This is a genomic window from Pseudomonas fortuita (genome assembly GCF_026898135.2).
Taxonomy (GTDB): domain Bacteria; phylum Pseudomonadota; class Gammaproteobacteria; order Pseudomonadales; family Pseudomonadaceae; genus Aquipseudomonas; species Aquipseudomonas fortuita.
In genome coordinates, this window is the sequence record NZ_CP114035.2 from 3,416,169 (window position 1) to 3,433,476 (window position 17,308).

The 17,308-nt window shown below is 62.2% G+C and carries 13 protein-coding genes, 3 pseudogenes and 1 riboswitch; of the genes and pseudogenes, 12 read left to right on the top strand and 4 right to left on the bottom strand.

The features are described 5' to 3' along the window. Positions 1-84 precede the first annotated feature (84 nt). The 8 genes and pseudogenes from OZ911_RS15665 to OZ911_RS15700 all read left to right on the top strand — a co-directional run bounded on the left by OZ911_RS15665 (position 85) and on the right by OZ911_RS15700 (position 6,544). Positions 85-351 (top strand): hypothetical protein, encoded by a 267-nt coding sequence (locus tag OZ911_RS15665; RefSeq protein WP_013972506.1) that lies wholly within the window; start codon positions 85-87, stop codon positions 349-351. Positions 352-680: 329 nt separating this feature from the next. After that, positions 681-2,341, top strand: a pseudogene (gene traD, locus OZ911_RS15670) (type IV conjugative transfer system coupling protein TraD); the annotation flags it as partial. After that, positions 2,338-3,073, top strand: a pseudogene (locus OZ911_RS15675) (TIGR03747 family integrating conjugative element membrane protein). The pseudogenes traD and OZ911_RS15675, both read left to right, overlap by 4 nt. Positions 3,074-3,238: 165 nt before the next feature. Further along, a pseudogene (locus OZ911_RS15680) lies at positions 3,239-3,671 on the top strand (transposase); the annotation flags it as partial. A 238-nt stretch (positions 3,672-3,909) separates the two neighbouring features. Beyond that, the gene (locus OZ911_RS15685; RefSeq protein WP_139138876.1) at positions 3,910-4,482 is read left to right on the top strand and encodes a hypothetical protein; all 573 of its coding nucleotides are present in this window, start codon (positions 3,910-3,912) and stop codon (positions 4,480-4,482) included. A gap of 85 nt (positions 4,483-4,567) precedes the next feature. Then, positions 4,568-5,548: an IS5 family transposase gene (locus OZ911_RS15690; RefSeq protein ID WP_031312187.1), complete on the top strand. Its 981-nt coding sequence runs from the start codon at positions 4,568-4,570 to the stop codon at positions 5,546-5,548. A 284-nt stretch (positions 5,549-5,832) separates the two neighbouring features. Then, positions 5,833-6,168 carry an RHS repeat-associated core domain-containing protein gene (locus OZ911_RS15695; RefSeq protein ID WP_268968692.1) on the top strand — a complete coding sequence of 112 codons (336 nt, stop codon included), beginning with the start codon at positions 5,833-5,835 and terminating at the stop codon, positions 6,166-6,168. After that, positions 6,104-6,544 carry a hypothetical protein gene (locus tag OZ911_RS15700; RefSeq protein ID WP_139138870.1) on the top strand — a complete coding sequence of 147 codons (441 nt, stop codon included), beginning with the start codon at positions 6,104-6,106 and terminating at the stop codon, positions 6,542-6,544. The genes OZ911_RS15695 and OZ911_RS15700 overlap by 65 nt, the downstream gene beginning before the upstream one ends. A gap of 18 nt (positions 6,545-6,562) precedes the next feature. Here OZ911_RS15700 and OZ911_RS15705 read toward each other — a convergent pair whose 3' ends face one another. From OZ911_RS15705 to cobW, 4 genes are all read right to left on the bottom strand, one after another. Further along, complete coding sequence (locus tag OZ911_RS15705; RefSeq protein ID WP_070087065.1) at positions 6,563-7,132, bottom strand: vWA domain-containing protein; 570 nt, start codon at positions 7,130-7,132, stop codon at positions 6,563-6,565. A gap of 101 nt (positions 7,133-7,233) precedes the next feature. Continuing rightward, the gene (locus OZ911_RS15710) at positions 7,234-8,256 is read right to left on the bottom strand and encodes a magnesium chelatase ATPase subunit I (RefSeq protein ID WP_070087064.1); all 1,023 of its coding nucleotides are present in this window, start codon (positions 8,254-8,256) and stop codon (positions 7,234-7,236) included. A gap of 1 nt (position 8,257) precedes the next feature. After that, entirely contained in the window at positions 8,258-12,019 is a 3,762-nt protein-coding gene (gene cobN, locus OZ911_RS15715) for a cobaltochelatase subunit CobN (protein WP_268968364.1), read from the bottom strand. A 3-nt stretch (positions 12,020-12,022) separates the two neighbouring features. Next, the gene (gene cobW / locus OZ911_RS15720; protein WP_016487376.1) at positions 12,023-13,090 is read right to left on the bottom strand and encodes a cobalamin biosynthesis protein CobW; all 1,068 of its coding nucleotides are present in this window, start codon (positions 13,088-13,090) and stop codon (positions 12,023-12,025) included. Between the two features lie 100 nt (positions 13,091-13,190). After that, positions 13,191-13,407, bottom strand: a riboswitch (cobalamin riboswitch). A gap of 101 nt (positions 13,408-13,508) precedes the next feature. Here cobW and OZ911_RS15725 point away from each other — a divergent pair. The 4 genes from OZ911_RS15725 to OZ911_RS15740 all read left to right on the top strand — a co-directional run bounded on the left by OZ911_RS15725 (position 13,509) and on the right by OZ911_RS15740 (position 17,202). Then, the gene (locus OZ911_RS15725) at positions 13,509-13,886 is read left to right on the top strand and encodes a glyoxalase superfamily protein (RefSeq protein WP_016487377.1); all 378 of its coding nucleotides are present in this window, start codon (positions 13,509-13,511) and stop codon (positions 13,884-13,886) included. Beyond that, entirely contained in the window at positions 13,883-14,242 is a 360-nt protein-coding gene (locus OZ911_RS15730; protein ID WP_023048339.1) for a hypothetical protein, read from the top strand. Before OZ911_RS15725 ends, OZ911_RS15730 begins: the two co-directional genes overlap by 4 nt. Before the next feature lie 226 nt (positions 14,243-14,468). Next, a complete protein-coding gene (locus OZ911_RS15735; RefSeq protein ID WP_023048340.1) occupies positions 14,469-16,046 on the top strand; it encodes an ATP-binding cassette domain-containing protein in 1,578 nt (525 codons plus the stop codon). 136 nt (positions 16,047-16,182) lie between these two features. After that, a complete protein-coding gene (locus OZ911_RS15740) occupies positions 16,183-17,202 on the top strand; it encodes a branched-chain amino acid aminotransferase (protein WP_016487380.1) in 1,020 nt (339 codons plus the stop codon). Positions 17,203-17,308 lie beyond the last annotated feature (106 nt).

Sequence of the window (17,308 nt, forward strand, 5' to 3'; positions counted from 1 at the left end):
CCGCGCTGCAATTCGCAACCCTTGAGGCGACCTTGAAGCAACGCGGACTCACTTCGATGTTTGGGACCATAGAGAGACCGAACCATGAATGCCCCGCTCCGTGTCAACGAAGCACTGCTGATTGCCGACCACGCCTTCGAACCTTTCCAGTGCGTAGCCTGGGATGCACCCAATGGTACTGGTGAGCTGAGCCTGGCAGTGATCGACCGGACCAGCACCCGCATTGGCAGCAAGCAAGTGTCGTCGCGTATCTACTCCGACCCTGCCCAGTGGGCCAGCCTGATCGAAGAAGTGCGCGCCGAACTGTGCGAAAAAGGTTACGACCTGCAACCGTGGTCGATGCCAAAGTAATATCGCCTTGCAAACCAAGTGCGTGCTCTGTCACGCACTTGTGCGGGCCTATCGACAAAGCGCCAGGCTCTTCTAATCACTCTAATCTAGCAAAACCGATAACACTGCGATCGACGCAAAGCCCCCTCCACGTAAGCAATCTGAAATTTTTCCTCTCTACTGCCTATGTACTTTTAAAGTCTAAGCCCACAAATCATTCCCGGCACGCCGAACCCAGTAACCCAGAGCCAATAAACCATCCTTGATATTTTTATCAGTTGCAGATCAAAAAATCCCCACATCATTGATCGAGAAACCCGTTGAGACATTGAACGCAAAAAGAACCTAGGGACCATCCGCTTAATCCTGCACGCCCATTGCCACCGGTGGGCGGTCTGCCACGTTTGCACGGCATCGAGCCGGACGAAGTGGAGGTTACCCTGCCGCTGGCCGAGCGCGTTGGCCACACCCTGGTGCTGGGCACCACGCGAGTCGGCAAAACCCGCCTGGCCGAACTGCTCATTACCCAAGACATCCGCCGCAAGATCGCCGGCCAGCATGAGATATGCATCGTCTTCGACCCCAAGGGCGATGCCGACCTGCTTAGGCGCATGTACCTGGAAGCCAAGCGGGCTGGCCGCGAGGGTGAGTTCTACGTGTTTCATCTGGGCCAGCCGGATACCTCCGCCCGCTACAACGCCATCGGCCGCTTTGGCCGTATCACCGAGGTGGCCTCACGCCTTGCCGGGCAGCTCTCCGGCGAAGGCAACTCGGCCGCCTTCCGGGAGTTCGCCTGGCGCTTCGTCAACATCATCGCCCGCGCTCTGGTCGAGCTGGGCAGGCGCCCGGACTACCTGTTGATCCAGCGGCATGTGGTCAACATCGACCCGCTATTCGTCGAGTACGCCGCGCACTTCTTTGCCAAACACGATCCCAAGGCCTGGGAGGCCATCGTCCAAATCGAGGGCAAGCTCAACGAGAAGAACACCCCTCGGCACATGGCCGGTCGCGACAAGCGTGTGGTGGCGATCGAGCTGTATTTGAACCGCGCCAAGCTCTACGACCCCGTACTGGAAGGCCTGCGCTCGGCGGTGCGCTACGACCGCACCTACTTCGACAAGATCGTGGCTTCGCTGCTACCACTGCTGGAGAAATTGACCACTGGCAAGATCGCCCAGCTGCTGGCCCCCGACTACACCGACCTCAATGACCCGCGACCAATCTTCGACTGGATGCAGATCATCCGCAAACGGGCCATCGTCTACATCGGCCTGGATACGCTGTCCGACGCGGAAGTGGCGGCTGCGGTGGGCAATTCCATGTTTGCCGACCTGGTGTCGGTGGCGGGACACCTCTACAAGTTCGGCGTGGACGATGGCCTGCCGGGCTGCGATCCCGGCGAAAAACTGCCGATCAATCTGCACGCGGACGAATTCAATGAGCTGATGGGTGACGAGTTCATCCCGCTGATCAACAAAGGCGGTGGTGCCGGTGTGCAGGTCACCGCCTACACCCAGACCTTGAGCGACATCGAAGCCCGCCTGGGTAACCGCGCTAAGGCGGGCCAAGTGGTGGGCAACTTCAACAACCTGATCATGTGGCGCGTACGTGAGACGGCCACGGCCGAGCTGCTGACCAAACAGTTGCCGACGGTCGATGTGTACAGCACGTCGGTGGTCAGCGGTGCCACGGACAGTTCCGATCCGCAGGGCGCCACGGCGTTCACCTCCAACACCCAGGACCGCATCAACACCCACAGCGTGCCGCTGATCGAGCCGGCGCACATCGTCGCCCTGCCCAAGGGGCAAGCCTTTGCCTGATCCAGGGTGGCCAGCTGTGGAAGCTTCGCATGCCGCTGCCGGCGCCGGATCCTGATGAAGTGATACCTGCGGACCTGCAAGCGTTGTCCCGGTACATGCGGCAAGAACCTGCCGCCGAATGGTGGAAGCAGGCAGGCCCGAAACCCGGCACTGAACTGCCAACCGACCTGCAGGAGGCCCCGCCACCATGAACGACCCTGCCGTCACCGCGCAGCGTCAGCAGGTGCAGCAACAGAGCGCGTTGGTCAGCCTGATCACTCTGACCTTTCGCTTCGTCGGTGTACTCGGGGGTTCGTTGTTCCTGTGCATTCTCATTGAATGCGCAGGCATGCGCCGGTTCTGGCCTGAGCAGGGCTGGCGGCATGCCCAGCAGATGCTGAACTACGAGCTCGACCAATTGCCCCGGAACTTCACCCGCAGCGTGCTCGTGCAGGAACCGGGGCGCACGGCGCAACAGATCGTGGCACTGGCCTACGATGGGCTGTTCGTGCAGTCGGGGTGAAGATGCAGCCAAGCAGGCCCGCGGCGAGCGCCTGCAAACCGAGCCAGATTTCCGCTACTACCTGAGGCAGGCCTATCGCACGTTGGAAGGCTACCTGCTGGCCGGCGCCTACACCGTGCTGGTGTTTCTGGTGCGCCTGCTGGTGCTCTGCCTGAGCCTACCGCTGTTCGCCATGGCAGCTTTCGTCGGGCTGGTGGATGGACTAGTGCGGCGGGACATCCGCCGCTTCGAAGCCGGGCGTGAATCGGGCTTCATCTACCACCGGGCCAAAGCGTGCCTGATGCCTTTGGCCGTGCTGCGATGGGTGGTCTATCTGGCGCTGCCGGTCAGCGTGGCGCCTATTCTGATACTTCTGCCGGCAGCAGCCTTGCTGGCAGTGGTCGTTGATATCTGGGCGGCGAGTTTCAAAAAGCACCTGTGACTCACCCTGCTCGCTCATCCCACTCACGAATCTAGGAAACGCTGAAGACTCACTGATTTGGCAAAATACCTTCATGCCACCCGCAGATTCCTACCGACGAAGCAGATAACCGTCGCCAACGCCGAGCACGTCGGCAAACGAAAGCACCCCCGCAAGGAGTAGCTCCTGGTCGAGATGGATCAGATGGTTCCGTGGGCTGGCCTGATGCATTGATCAAGCCCCATTATCCAAAGGGCGAAGGGGGACACCCGGCCTACCCGTTGATGGCGATGCTACGGGATCATCTGAAAAAAAGTTTGGCTACAGCGACCCGGCGATGAAAGAGGCGTTGTACGAGACCATGGTTCTTCGCACCTCTTCGGGTTGAACTTTGAACTTATTCCCGACGAAACCACCATCCTCAACTTACGAGCCTGCTTGAAAGAACGAATTGTCCGGCGGAATTCTGGCCGTGATCAATGGCTATTTGGGCGACTACAGGCTGCCGCTGCGCCAAGGGACCATCGTGGGCACCACACTGATCATTGCACCCAGTTCCACCACAAACAAGGCCGGCAAGCGCGCCCCGGAAATGCATCAGACGAAGAAGGGCAGCCAGCGCGGGGCAGGTGCCTGTGATGTGGAAAATGCCGGCTGCGGGAGGCTTCGAACAACCACAGGCGTAAAACTGACGATGAATCTGGGGGTATTTTGAGCTGAGATCTCGTTTTGAGACCTGAGGCGCAAGGCTGATAGAAAATGCGCCTTATTTCGCAGGATCCCTATCATTTTTAACAGTTGCCGGCGAACCTTTTCAGCCCTAGCATCGTACTGCAATCACTAACAGGGAGACTGTGATGAAAGCAATTTCTTGTATTGGATTGACCATTGCCTTGCTATGTGCAGGTCCGGTTTTTGCCGCCAAACCGACGGTAGTCCGACAGCTCGGGGGCGCTTGCGGCGTCAATGACACCACTGAATATACCTGCGGTAGTGGAACGTCATGCCAAAAGGGCTATTGTCAGCTTAGGAGCAATCTCTCTGACGATGAACACGCATGCAAAGCCATGTTAGAAAAAAACGGATACAGCCAATCCGACAACCTCAATTACCCTGCCATTCACTATGGATATTGTTACCTGGCGCGTGAAACGCCCGGCATGGAAGAGACACTTGACGAAATAAGCAATGAAAGAAATGAACTTTATAAAAATAATTCCAAAGAGATACAACAACTTAAAAAACAGGGCCGTGAAGCAAAAACTGAAAGCGAGTGGGAAGAATACGGAAAAAATCAGGAATTCTTCGTCGCTAACGACTATCTGCCCAGCGAAGAAAATAAGCAAACTGCAAAACGCCTAAGCCAACTATTAGATGAAGCAAAAAGCATCTGCGATTCTCATAGCAAAACCTGTGTAGTTTTGCCCTAGGGATTCTCCGATCAAGTCAGCACAGGCCATCTAACCTGGGCTGAAATAGACCTCCGTCCAACTGCCCTCTACAAGCCTGCCTCCCATGAGCCAGATGAGCTTTTCCGATTTCGAGTACGCCGGTAAGCGCAAGCAAACCCGCCGCGAGCGTTTCCTGGCCGAGATGGAACAGGTGGTGCCGTGGAGCGGCTTGGTGGCGTTGATCGACCCGCATTACCCAAAGGCTGGCGGTGGCCGAAAGCCGTATCCACTTGAAACCATGCTGCGCATTCACCTGTTGCAGAACTGGTTCTCGTTGAGTGATCCAGCCATGCAGGAGGCAATTTACGAGATTACTTCGATGCGCCAGTTTGCTCGTCTGACGCTCAGCGCTCCGATCCCCGAAGACATGACGATCATGAACTTCCGGCACCTACTGGAGAAGCATCAGTTGGCGGCGGGCATTTTGGAAACCATCAACAATTACCTGCGAGACAAGGGCCTGTCGTTGCGCCAGGGCACCATCGTCGACGCTATCATCCACGCACCCAGTTCGACCAAAAACAAGGAAGGCAAACGCGACCCTGAAATGCACCAGACGAAGAAAGGCAACCAGTACTTCTTCGGCATGAAAGCGCACATCGGAGCCGACGCAGAATCGGGCCTGGTACATCATGTCCATGGCACCGCCGCCAACGTGGCTGACGTGACGGAAGTTGCCCATCTGTTGCACGGTGGCGAGAACGTCGTCTGTGCTGACGCCGGTTACACCGGCGTAGAGAAACGGCCTGAGCACGACGGTCGGCAAGTGATCTGGCAGATCGCTGCACGACGCAGCACCTACAAGCATTTGAGCAAACGCAGTGCGCTGTACAAGGCCAGGCGTAAGATCGAGAAGGCCAAAGCCCAGGTACGTGCGAAGGTCGAACATCCGTTTCGGGTGATCAAACGTCAGTTCGGTTATGTGAAGACCCGCTTCCGTGGCCTGGCCAAGAATACGGCGCAATTGACCACACTGTTCGCGCTGTCGAATCTGTGGATGGTGCGCCGGCAATTATTGCCTGCTGCGGGAGAGATGCGCCCGTGAGGGCAGAAAACCAAGGCTATGCCTTGGTTTTCCAATAATCAGCGGCTGAAAATCGGGGTTTTCGGCATCTCCAAGCCGTCCATTTCCGGCTGGTGGGTAACTTGTTCGGAGAATCCCTAGGTACTTTCAGGCAATCAGGAGCACCTAAAATGAGCGGAAACACTCGAAGACCGAGCACACGCGACCCGAGTTTTTTTGCCAAAGACGACTGCTTACCTCATGAGCCCCACTCATATACTCCCTATGGCTTCTCAAAGTCGGCTAATACACAACGTTCTGCATTCATGGGTGAGCTTTTTAATCGAGTGCTGGGAGGCTACATCCTAGGAAATGGCTACCGCACATACAGCCCTTCCATCATGAGATTTCACAGCCCAGATAGTTTAAGTCCGTTCCTTGCTGGAGTCTTTAACTCTTACGCTGCCCTCAGCAACAACCCTGTCAACAACATTGACCCAACTGGACACTACCCAATAACGGTATTTCGTGCCGTCAGTCGCTTTAAAGCGAAGCTCAATCGTCGAAACATTAGCAGTAATTACACGGCATTGACAGATGCTCACCCTGAAGATAAATCGAAAGCGCTACAAAGGTATAAAAAAAAGGACAGACATCAGTAAATCCCAATTCCGCTCAATCACTAATAGGAAAAACTTGACAGAGCTTAACGGCGCGGAGAGGAAGTTTATTCTAACCAATACAGGTGAATTTATTATAGGCAACCAAGATATTGATTCATTTCCGCATCCAATGCTTAAGTATTTCGCGAATAGCGACGCAGAGGTTGTCTCCGCTGGATACGTAGCGGTCCGAAAAGGCGTGGTCGTATTCTCCAATACCACAGGACACTACCACACCAGCATGGCAGGGAAGGATCCAAACAGCCCAGTGATAGAGTTTTTCAAAAATATGGGAGTGATTGCTCGGCGCGTACGAGGCGATGGTAATACAGAAATTCCGCCATCCTATAATCCTTGGGAAGACTTTAGCTTCTAGAAATATAGGCGCACGGAATTATTCGTGCACGACCTCAAACCGCTGCAAGTGCTGGTAATCGGCCTGCAGTTGTTCGGCCAGGCGTTGCGCGCGCCCAATACGCACCGGCGCCAACTCCATGTCCACCACCAACGTTGTACAGGGCATGGGTTGTACGGCGTTCCAGTGCTGAAGGCGACCATCGGTAAACACCAGGCAGCGTACTGCTTCATCCGGATGGGCGCGCTGGCGCGCCTGTAGCCAATGCCGGGCCTGTTCCAGCGCAGCGATCAGCGGCGTGCCGCCACCGGCGCCCAAAGCCTGCAGCCATGGCTGCAAGGCTGCCGAGGCCTTCAGGCCGTGGCGCTGCCACTGCGGTGTGCGCCCGCTGGCGGTCAGCAAGGCCAGGCGGGCGCGCTGGCGGTAGGCCTGGTCGAACAGTGCCGCCAGCAGCCCTTTGGTGTGTGCCAACGCCTGATGGCGGCGGGTCGAGGCCGACGCGTCGACGATCACCAGCCACAACTCTGCCGGTTTAGCCTGGCGTTGTTGCCAGCACAGGTCCTGGCGTAGCCGTGGCCGCCCTTTGAGCAAGGTCGGCAGCCAGGCCACCCGGCCGCTTGCTGCACTGCGCGGGCGGCCACGGCTGGCGCCGTTCTGCTTGCCTGCGCCCGCTTTGGCATCCGCCCCTTTTGCAGGTGACTGGGGGATGCTCAGGGCTTTTTTGCCCAGTTCGGCACCTCGCGACGTGCGCCGCTGGCCACAGGTTGCGCCGGCAATGCCCCCCAGTCGCCCTGCCCGCCCTGTTCACCCGCGTTGCCAGCGCTTTGCTGGCCTGGCTGCTGGTCAGGCGGCTGCGGCGCCGACGGCGGGTTGGCCTGGGGCGTAACGCGGCGGCGATGGCGCAAGGCGAACTCGGCCACCGCTTCGACATCCACTTCTTCGATGGCCGCACAGCCGCGCCAGGCGCAGTGGGCGCGTGCCGCACGCAACCACACCAGGTCGGCGCGCAACCCGTCGACGCCGGCGGCGTAGCAACGCTCGGTAATCCAGGCCAGCGCCTGGTCATCCAGGGCAATACCGGCCAGGGCATGGCGCGCCGCCTGGCAGCGCTCGCGTAACTGCGCCTGGGCCGCGGCCCATTGCGTGCAGAAAGCCTGCGGGTCACTGTCGAAGGCCAGGCGCCGGCGAATGATTCGCTGACGGGCCTCCGGCGCAGGCAGGCCCTCCAGTACCACGTTCAGGCCAAAACGGTCGAGCAACTGCGGGCGTAGCTCGCCCTCTTCCGGGTTCATGGTACCGATCAGCACGAAGCGGGCGCTGTGCCGGTGCGAGATACCGTCACGCTCGATGCGGTTGGTGCCACTGGCAGCCACATCGAGCAACAGGTCGACCAGTGTGTCGGGCAGCAGGTTGACCTCATCGACATACAGCACGCCGCCGTCGGCCTGAGCCAGCACGCCCGGGGAAAACTGCGCCCGGCCCTGCCCCAGCGCGGCATCCAGGTCGAGGGTCCCGACCAGACGTTCTTCACTGGCGCCCAGTGGCAGGGTGACAAACGGGCCCTCGCCGAGCAGGTCGGCCAGGCCACGGGCCAGCGTGCTCTTGGCCATGCCACGCGGCCCTTCGATCAGCACGCCGCCGATTTTCGGGTCGATGGCGGTCAGGCACAGCGCCAGCTTCAGGTCGTCGGCACCGACCACGGCGGCCAGCGGAAATTGCACGGGTTCACTCATTTCAAGCCTGTTCCTCGCCGTCGAGCAGTTGTTCCTCAAGGGCCTCGCGGTACTCGCCCGGCGCCTGCCACAGCCCGCGCTGCTGGGCCTCCAGCAGACGCTCGGTAAGGTCGCGCAGGGCCTCGGGGTTGTGCTCGCGCATAAAATCACGGGTCGCCGGGTCGAGCACGTACGCATCGGCCAGCCCCTGGTAATGATGGTCGTCGATCAGGTGCGTGGTGGCATCGAAGGCGAACAGGTTGTCGACCGTCGCCGCCATCTCGAAGGCCCCCTTGTAGCCGTGGCGCTTGACCCCGTCGATCCACTTGGGGTTGAGCGCGCGGGCGCGTATTACCCGGTTCAGCTCTTCCTTCAGGGTACGGATGCGGGGACGGTCTGCCTGGCTGTGGTCGCCGTGGTAGCTGGCCACCGGCGCCCCGGACAAGGTTTCCGACGCTGCCAGCATGCCGCCCTGGAACTGGTAGTAGTCGTTTGAGTCGAGCAGGTCGTGCTCGTGGTTGTCCTGGTTCTGCAGCACCGCCTGCACCTTGGCCAGGCGCTGGGCGAACTGGGCGCGGGCCGGGGTGCCGTCGTCGGTGCCGCCGTAGGCGTAGCCGCCGTGGTTCAGGTAGACCTCGGCCAGGTCGTCGCGGCTGTGCCACAGGCGCCCGTCGATGGCGTTCTGCACCCCGGCGCCATACGCACCAGGTTTGGCGCCGAACACCCGCCAGCCCGCCTGCCGCGCGGCCTGCTCGGCGTCCAGCCCTTGCGCCAGCAGCGCGGCACGCTCGCTGCGTACCCGGGCGGCCAAGGGGTTGAGGTCGTCAGGCTCGTCCAGCGCGGCCACCGCCTGCACGGCGGCATCGAACAGACGGATAAGGTTGCCGAAGGCGTCGCGGAAAAAGCCGGAAACGCGCAAGGTCACATCCACCCGCGGGCGGTCGAGCAGGCTCAGCGGCAGTATTTCAAAATCGTCAACGCGCTGGCTGCCGGTGGCCCATACCGGCCGCACGCCCATCAGCGCCATGGCCTGGGCGATGTCGTCGCCGCCAGTACGCATGGTGGCCGTACCCCACACCGAGAGGCCAAGCTGGCGCAGGTGATCGCCGTGGTCCTGCAGGTGGCGTTCAAGGATCAGGCTGGCCGAGGCGAAACCCAGGCGCCAGGCCGTGGTGGTGGGCAGGTTGCGCACGTCCACGGTATAGAAGTTGCGGCCGGTGGGCAGCACGTCGAGGCGGCCACGGCTGGGCGCACCGCTGGGGCCGGCAGGCACGAATCGCCCGGCCAGCGCCGCCAGCAGGCCGTTCATTTCAGCGGCGCCGCAGGCATCCAGGCTGGGCGCCACCGCTTCGCGCAAGGCCTGCACCACGTCATGCACCGGCTGCCATTCGCTCGGTTCAGGCAGCTGCAGGGTGCCGCCCAGCGCTTGCTCGATCACCTGCTGCGCCAAAAGCTCAAGGCGCTCGCGGGTATCGCCACAGGTGCGCCAGGGTTCACTGCTCATGGCCAGAAGCTGCTCAGGGCGTGCGCCCTGCCAGGGCAAGCCAAGCTCACAATCGAGCGGGTCAAAGCCTGGCACCAATGCCTTGGCCAAGGCGCGCAGCAGGCTGGCATTACCACCACGACCGTCGCCCCGCTCAACCCGCAGCAGGGCCAGCAGCGTATCCAGGCGCAGCCGCCCCTCTGGTGACTGGCCAAACACATGCAGGCCATCGCGAATCTGCGATTCCTTCAGGTCGCACAGGTAAGTGTCCAGGCGCGGCAGCCAGACGGCGGCATCATCCAGCTGCCCTTCCAACTGCAGCTCGCGGTCGATGTGGTTGACCTTGACCAGCTCGAGGATGTCGCGCTGCAACTCGCGGGCACGCCGCGGATCGAGTAGCTGCGCTTCGTAGAACTCGTCGGCCAGCTGCTCCAGGTGGCGCAACGGGCCGTAGGTTTCGGCACGGGTCAGCGGCGGCATCAAGTGGTCGATGATCACCGCCTGGGTACGGCGCTTGGCCTGGGCGCCCTCGCCCGGGTCGTTGACAATGAACGGGTAGATGTTCGGCAGCGGGCCAAGCAGCGCGTCCGGCCAGCACTGCGCCGACAAGCCGACGCCCTTGCCGGGCAGCCATTCGAGGTTGCCGTGCTTGCCGACATGGATCACCGCGTCGGCGGCGAACGCGTGGCGCAGCCAGAAGTGGAACGCCAGGTAGCCGTGCGGCGGCACCAGGTCGGGGTCGTGATACACCGCGCTGGGGTCTACCTGGTAGCCCCGGGCGGGCTGGATGCCGACGAAGGTCAGCCCAAAGCGCAAGCCGGCCACCATCAGCCGGCCGCTGCGGTACATCGGGTCCTGCTCGGGCGGCCCCCAGCGCTCCAGCACTGCCTGGCGATTGGCCTCGGGCAAGCGCTCGAAGGCGGCCTGGTAGTCGGCCAGGCTCAGGCTCTGGGCGCAAGGGCGCTGGTCCAGGTGGTCAAGGTCGTTGGTCACGCCGCCGAGCAGCTGGTGGATCAGTTGCGTGCCGCTGCCCGGCAAATCGGCCAGCGGATAGCCTTCGGCCTGCAGCGCTTTGAGAATGTTGAGTGCAGCAGCGGGCGTATCCAGGCCGACGCCGTTACCGATGCGGCCATCCCGGGTCGGGTAGTTGGCCATCACCAGGGCCACGCGCTTCCCGGCATTGGGCAGGCGCGCCAGCTCGACCCAGCGCCGGGCCAGCTCGGCGACAAAGTCCATACGCTCGGGGTGGGCGCGGTAGCACACCACGTCGGACTGGCTGCGCTCGCTGCGCCAGGCCATGTCCTTGAAACTGACCGGGCGGGTGATGATGCGCCCGTCCAGTTCGGGCAAGGCGATGTGCATGGCCAGGTCGCGCGCACCCAGCCCCTGTTCGCTGGCTTCCCAGCCGGGCTGGTTGTCCTGCGCGCAGATGGCCTGCAGCACCGGAATGTCACGGCGGAACGGGCGCAGGTTGGGCCGTTCGGGGCTGGACAGGGCAAAACCGGTGGTATTGACCAGCACTTCGGCACCGACTTCGTCCAGCCAGGCTTCGACCTGCTCCAGGCAGGCGCTTTCCTTTAGGCTGGCCACGGCAATCGGCAACGGGTTCAAGCCAGCAGCTTGCAGGCGCTGGCAGAACACGTCGATGAACGCGGTGTTGGCCGCCTGCAAGTGGGAGCGGTAGAACAGTAGCGGCGCCACCGGGCAATCCGGGTGCCAGTGCGGGTACCAGTCTTCCAGTGCCACACTGCCCTTGGCCGGGTGATACACAGCGGTGCGCGGCAAGGGCTGCGGCTCGTCCCAGGCATAATCGCGGCCCAGCCACTGGTTGGCCAGGCAGTTGTAAAGGTTGATGGCATTGGCCTTGCCACCCTGGCGCAAGTAGTGCCAGAGGCGCTCGGCCTGGTCGCCCGTGACGGTGCCCAAGCGGGTCAGCTCCGGGTCAGGGCGATCATCGCCTGGTACCAGAATCAGTTGCACGCCCCGGGCAGCCAGCTCGACCAGTTGCTCGACGCCATAGCGCCAGTAACCGACGCCGCCGTGCAGCGACACCAGGATGACCTTGGCGTGGCGCAGCACCTGGTCGACATACAGGTCGACCGAAGCGTGGTTCTGCACCTGCATCGGGTTGGCCAGGCGCAGGCTGGGGAAATCCTCAGGCAGTTGCTCGGCCGTATCGGCGAGCAACGCCAGGTGCGAATCGCCGCTGCAGAGAATCACCAGTTCGGCGGGTGTCTGGCCAAGGTCGGCAATACTGTCGTCCGGCACGAAGCCGCCGGGCTGGGTCCGCAGCAGGTGCACGGGTCAGGCGCCCAAGGCCTGGCGCAGGCGCGCTTCCAGCTGGGCAGCGTCGAGTTCCTGGCCGATCAACACCAGGCGGGTGATGCGCGGCTCGTCGGCACGCCAGGCGCGGTCGAAGTGTTTGTCGAAACGGGTCCCCACGCCTTGCACCAGCAGGCGCATCGGTTTGCCCGGGATGGCAGCGAAGCCTTTGGCGCGCAGGATGCCGAACTCCACCACCAGCTGGGTCAAGGCGTCGAGCAACAGGCTTTCGTCAGCCTCCGGCAGGTCGATGGAAATGGAGTCGAAGGCGTCGTGGTCGTGGTCGTCATGATCGTCGCCATCGTGGTGCGAATCGTGGTGGGTACGGCGGCCATCGATGTGCGCCTCGGACTCGGCGCCCACACCCAGCAGCACCTCCAGCGGCAGCTTGCCACTGCTGGCCTCTACCACCTTGACTGCCGGCGGCAGTTCTTCGGCCACTTCGGCGCGCACCTTGGCCAGGCCTTCGGCGTCGATCAAGTCGGCCTTGTTCAATACCACCAGGTCGGCGCTAGCCAGCTGATCGGCGAACAGTTCGTGCAGCGGCGATTCGTGGTCCAGGTTAGGGTCGAGCTTGCGCTGGGCATCGACCTGGTCCGGGTAGGCGGCGAAGGTGCCGGCAGCCACGGCCGGGCTATCGACCACGGTGATGACCGCGTCGACGGTGCAGGCGTTGCGGATTTCCGGCCACTGGAAGGCTTGCACCAGCGGTTTGGGCAGGGCCAGGCCACTGGTTTCGATCAGGATGTGGTCCAGGTCGCCACGGCGTGCCACCAGCTCGCGCATGACCGGGAAGAACTCCTCCTGTACGGTGCAGCACAGGCAGCCGTTGGCCAGTTCATAGACGCGGCCGCTGGCTTCTTCTTCGGTGCAGCCGATGCTGCACTGCTTGAGGATTTCGCCGTCGATACCCAGTTCGCCGAATTCGTTGACGATGACCGCAATGCGACGGCCCTGGGCGTTGTCGAGCATGTGGCGCAGCAAGGTGGTCTTGCCCGAGCCGAGGAAGCCGGTGACGATGGTAACGGGGAGCTTGGCCAGTGTTTTCATGTCGCATTGCCCTTGGCAGAATGGCGCGGGCATGCAGGACGACAGCCGCGGACCAGGCCGGCCGGGCTTGTTCGCCACCGGATCACCCCGCCCGGTTGAAAGTCGAAAACGTTGCGAGGCAGGTCTCCTGGCTTGCACCGTTCCAGCTCCCCGTTCAGTTGAACGGCGGGCTGGCGGGATGACGCCTTCCCGCGCATTGGCGCAGTGGCTGTGTCGATCCGTTGTCAGTGCTTACAGTTGCGGGGGCAGCCGCGGCTTGTACCGCGTTCCCGTCTTAGCTTCGGCCTGGCCGAAGAACCTCGAAGTGGCAAGGCTACGCAGTGGCTGGCGGGTGGTCAACCATTGCTGCGGGGCTTGCCGACAACTCTTGGCGGCACTGCGGTACAGTGGCGACTTTGCCCACTGTCAAGGACGCCCCATGCTCCTCGCCCCCGCCATCCCGGTACTGCGCATCTTCTCGGTCGACAAGGCCAGGGAGTTCTACATGGATTTTCTCGGTTTCAGCCTGGACTGGGAGCACCGCTTCAGCCCGAACCTGCCGTTGTACATGCAGATTCACCGCGATGGCCTGATCCTGCACCTTACCGAGCACCATGGCGATGCCTGCCCCGGCTCTACAGTGTTTGCCCGCCTCGACGACCTGCGGGCGCTGGAGCATGAACTGCAAGGCAAACAGTACGGTTACGCCCGGCCCGAAGCCGAGCGCCTGGACTGGGGCCTGCAGATGCAGGTGTGCGACCCGTTCGGCAACCGCCTGCGCTTCTGCCAGCAGATCGATGACGAGGCCAACCTGTGAAGGCGCTGGGCAAACGCGAAATGGCCCGCCTGGAGCGGGAGCTGGTAGCGTGCCTGACGGACGCTTGTGAAACCGCCAAGGCAGAAATCGTCGGGTTCACCTGGCTCACCCATCGCCTGGACCCTGAGAACTTTCCGGCCAGCCTGCGTATTACTTGGGTGTTTGAACAAGAGGCCGAGAAAGTCGCTGCAGTGGCGGGTGAAGCAAAGGCACGCATGCTGGCGCTGACCCGTCAGGCGTTGGACCACGCCGGCATACAACTGGATCACCCGGCCTGGCATGTACGGTTTGACAGCGAAGAGGCCTGCAAACAGAGCCACGGAGGCGACTGGGCCAAGCGCTTGACGGGGCGCTGAGCCCAGGGCCAGACAAGATCGGGCGCCGCTCGCGCGGCGCATCGCCAGTGCAGGAAACCCATACACGGCGGGCGGTACTTTACCCGCCCCCAACGGGCCGTTAGGCTACGCACTCCCCCAGTACGAGGTATTCGTCCAATGCGCCATTAATGCCGCCGTCCATTCGACGGCCAGTCTTCAGCCTCCGGTTTGCTCCGGAGATGTCGCGGCATTTGTGGAGTTGTGCATGACGAACACGTCGATCCTGACGCTGGACAGCGTCTCTTTGGCCTTGCCTGATGGCCGGCTACTGTTTACCGACCTCAACGAAACCTTCGACCAACGGCGTACCGGCCTGGTCGGGCGCAATGGCGTGGGCAAGAGCCTGCTAGGGCAGGTTCTGGCCGGCCAGCGTGCACCGAGCAGCGGCCAGTGCCGGCGCCTTGGGCCTGTCCATCTGCTGAATCAGCAGGTAATCGAGCGCAGCGCCACGCTTGCCGACCTGGCCCAGGTGGGGTCGGTGGTTGCGGCGCTGGAGCGCATCGAGCAAGGCAGCATCAACCCCCAGGATTTCGACACCGTCGGCGAGCGCTGGGATATCCGCGAGCAACTGCAGATGCACCTGCAACGCAACGGCCTGAGTCACCTTGACTGGCGCCAGCCCGCACGCAGCCTGAGCGGCGGCCAGGCTATGCGCGTGGCGCTGGCAGGCGCATGGCTCAGCGGTGCCGACTACCTGATACTCGACGAACCGAGCAACCACCTGGACAGCGACGCCCGTGCCCAATTGCTGAGCATGATCGAGGCCTGGGACCGAGGTTTGCTGGTGATCAGCCACGACCGCAGCCTGCTGGCGCACATGGCGCGCATTGTCGAACTGTCGAGCCTGGGGTTACAGGCCTATGGCGGCAACTACGGCTTCTATGCAGCACAAAAAGCCAGCCAGGTGGCGCAGGCCCAGCAGCAACTTGCCCGGCTCAAGCAGCAGCAACAACGCCAAGCCCGTGAACTGCAGCGCCAGCGCGAAGACCTGGAACGCCATCAGGCCCGGGCCGGGCGTCAAGCCAGGCATGCCAACCAGGCCAAGATCCTGGTCGACCGCCAGCAGGAGCGCAGCCAGGCCACGGCGGGCAAGCAGCACCGCGACCATAGCGACGCGCGGCAAGCATTGCTGGGCAAAGTGCATGACGCCGCCCGCGAGGTCGAGCAAGCCACTGCGATTACCTTGCATGCTCCCACGCCCCAGCGTCATGCGGGCCGCGAAGTGTTGGCGTTGCAGGCACTTCGCTTGCCCCATGGCACCCGCAAACCGCTTGACCTGCGCTTGTGCCTGGGCCAGCGGATGGGCCTGGTCGGCGCCAACGGCAGTGGCAAGTCCACGCTGCTAAGGCTGCTGAACGGGCAATTACCGGCATCACCACACACTTTGCGCCGCCGTGGCGAAACCGCCCTGCTCGACCAGCACTGCAGTACCTTGGCAGGCCACAGCAGCGTGCTCGAACACCTGCGCAGGGCCAACCCGGTGCTGGCCCTGGGCGAGTTGCGCAGCCGCCTGGCACAACTGGGCCTGGATGCGGCCCGGGTCGAGTTGCCCAGCAGCCTGCTCAGCGGCGGCGAGCGGATGAAGGCAGCACTTGCTGCCGTGCTGTACCGCGAGCGGCCACTCGACCTGCTGTTGCTGGACGAGCCCGGCAACCACCTGGACTTGCCGTCACTGGCAGCCCTGGAGCGCATGCTCGGGCAGTTTCGCGGGGCGCTGATGGTGGCGTCCCATGATGCGGTTTTGCTGGAAAACCTGGCACTGGATGAGTACCTGCGGTTGTAGAAACCGAAAAAAAAGCATCGCAGGCTATCAATTCGTGACTGGCCGTTCCCGATCCGCGACGGATGTATTATGGTGACGTGGTGCGCATATAACAGCAGCCCGAGCGATCGGGCACTTGCAAGACAATGAGGGTGTCATGAGCAACGAAAGCATTAACTGGGACAAGCTGGGTTTCGACTACATCAAAACCGACAAACGCTACCTGTCCGTATGGCGCAATGGCGAGTGGGACAAAGGCACCCTGACCGACGACAACGTGCTGCACATCAGTGAAGGCTCCACGGCCCTGCACTACGGCCAGCAATGCTTCGAAGGCCTGAAGGCCTACCGTTGCAAGGACGGCTCGATCAACCTGTTCCGCCCGGACCAGAACGCCGCCCGCATGCAGCGCAGCTGCGCCCGCCTGCTGATGCCGCATGTGCCGACCGATGTGTTCATCGAAGCGTGCAAGCAAGTGGTCAAGGCCAACGAAAAGTTCGTACCACCGCACGGCAAAGGCGCCCTGTACCTGCGCCCGTTCGTGATCGGCACCGGTGACAACATTGGCGTGCGCACCGCCCCCGAGTTCATCTTCTCGGTCTTCGCCATTCCGGTTGGCTCGTACTTCAAGGGCGGCATGAAGCCGCACAACTTCCAGATTTCCAGCTTTGACCGCGCCGCCCCACAAGGCACCGGCGCCGCCAAGGTCGGCGGCAACTACGCTGCCAGCCTGCAGCCGGGCGCTGAGGCCAAGAAGGCCAACTTCGCCGACGCCATCTACCTCGATCCGTTGACCCATACCAAGATCGAAGAAGTGGGTTCGGCCAACTTCTTCGGCATTACCGCCAACAACGAGTTCGTTACCCCGAAATCGGCCTCGGTACTGCCAGGCATCACCCGCCTGTCGCTGATGGAACTGGCGCAATCGCGTCTGGGCCTGACCGTGATTGAAGGCGACGTCGAAATCAGCAAGCTGGACCGCTTCATCGAAGCCGGCGCTTGCGGTACCGCTGCGGTGATCACCCCGATCGGCGGTATCGAGTACAACGGCAAGCTGCACGTGTTCCACGACCTGGAAAAAGTCGGCCCGGTTACCCAGAAGCTCTACAACGAGCTGACCGGCATCCAGAGCGGCGATGTTGAAGCGCCGGCAGGCTGGATCGTCAAGGTGGCCTGAGCTGTATCAGCTGTATAAGAACGGGGCATGCCAGCAATGGCATGCCCCGTTTTTGTTGGATGACTCACGGTCCCTGTGGGAGAGGGTTTACCCGCGGAGCAGGCAC

Coding starts and splice junctions, on each gene's coding strand:
- OZ911_RS15665 (WP_013972506.1), top strand. CDS start 85: ATGAATGCCCCGCTCCGTGTCAACGAAGCACTGCTGATTGCCGACCAC.
- OZ911_RS15685 (WP_139138876.1), top strand. CDS start 3,910: ATGAAAGCAATTTCTTGTATTGGATTGACCATTGCCTTGCTATGTGCA.
- OZ911_RS15690 (WP_031312187.1), top strand. CDS start 4,568: ATGAGCCAGATGAGCTTTTCCGATTTCGAGTACGCCGGTAAGCGCAAG.
- OZ911_RS15695 (WP_268968692.1), top strand. CDS start 5,833: ATGGGTGAGCTTTTTAATCGAGTGCTGGGAGGCTACATCCTAGGAAAT.
- OZ911_RS15700 (WP_139138870.1), top strand. CDS start 6,104: ATGCTCACCCTGAAGATAAATCGAAAGCGCTACAAAGGTATAAAAAAA.
- OZ911_RS15710 (WP_070087064.1), bottom strand. CDS start 8,256: ATGAGTGAACCCGTGCAATTTCCGCTGGCCGCCGTGGTCGGTGCCGAC.
- cobW (WP_016487376.1), bottom strand. CDS start 13,090: ATGAAAACACTGGCCAAGCTCCCCGTTACCATCGTCACCGGCTTCCTC.
- OZ911_RS15725 (WP_016487377.1), top strand. CDS start 13,509: ATGCTCCTCGCCCCCGCCATCCCGGTACTGCGCATCTTCTCGGTCGAC.
- OZ911_RS15735 (WP_023048340.1), top strand. CDS start 14,469: ATGACGAACACGTCGATCCTGACGCTGGACAGCGTCTCTTTGGCCTTG.
- OZ911_RS15740 (WP_016487380.1), top strand. CDS start 16,183: ATGAGCAACGAAAGCATTAACTGGGACAAGCTGGGTTTCGACTACATC.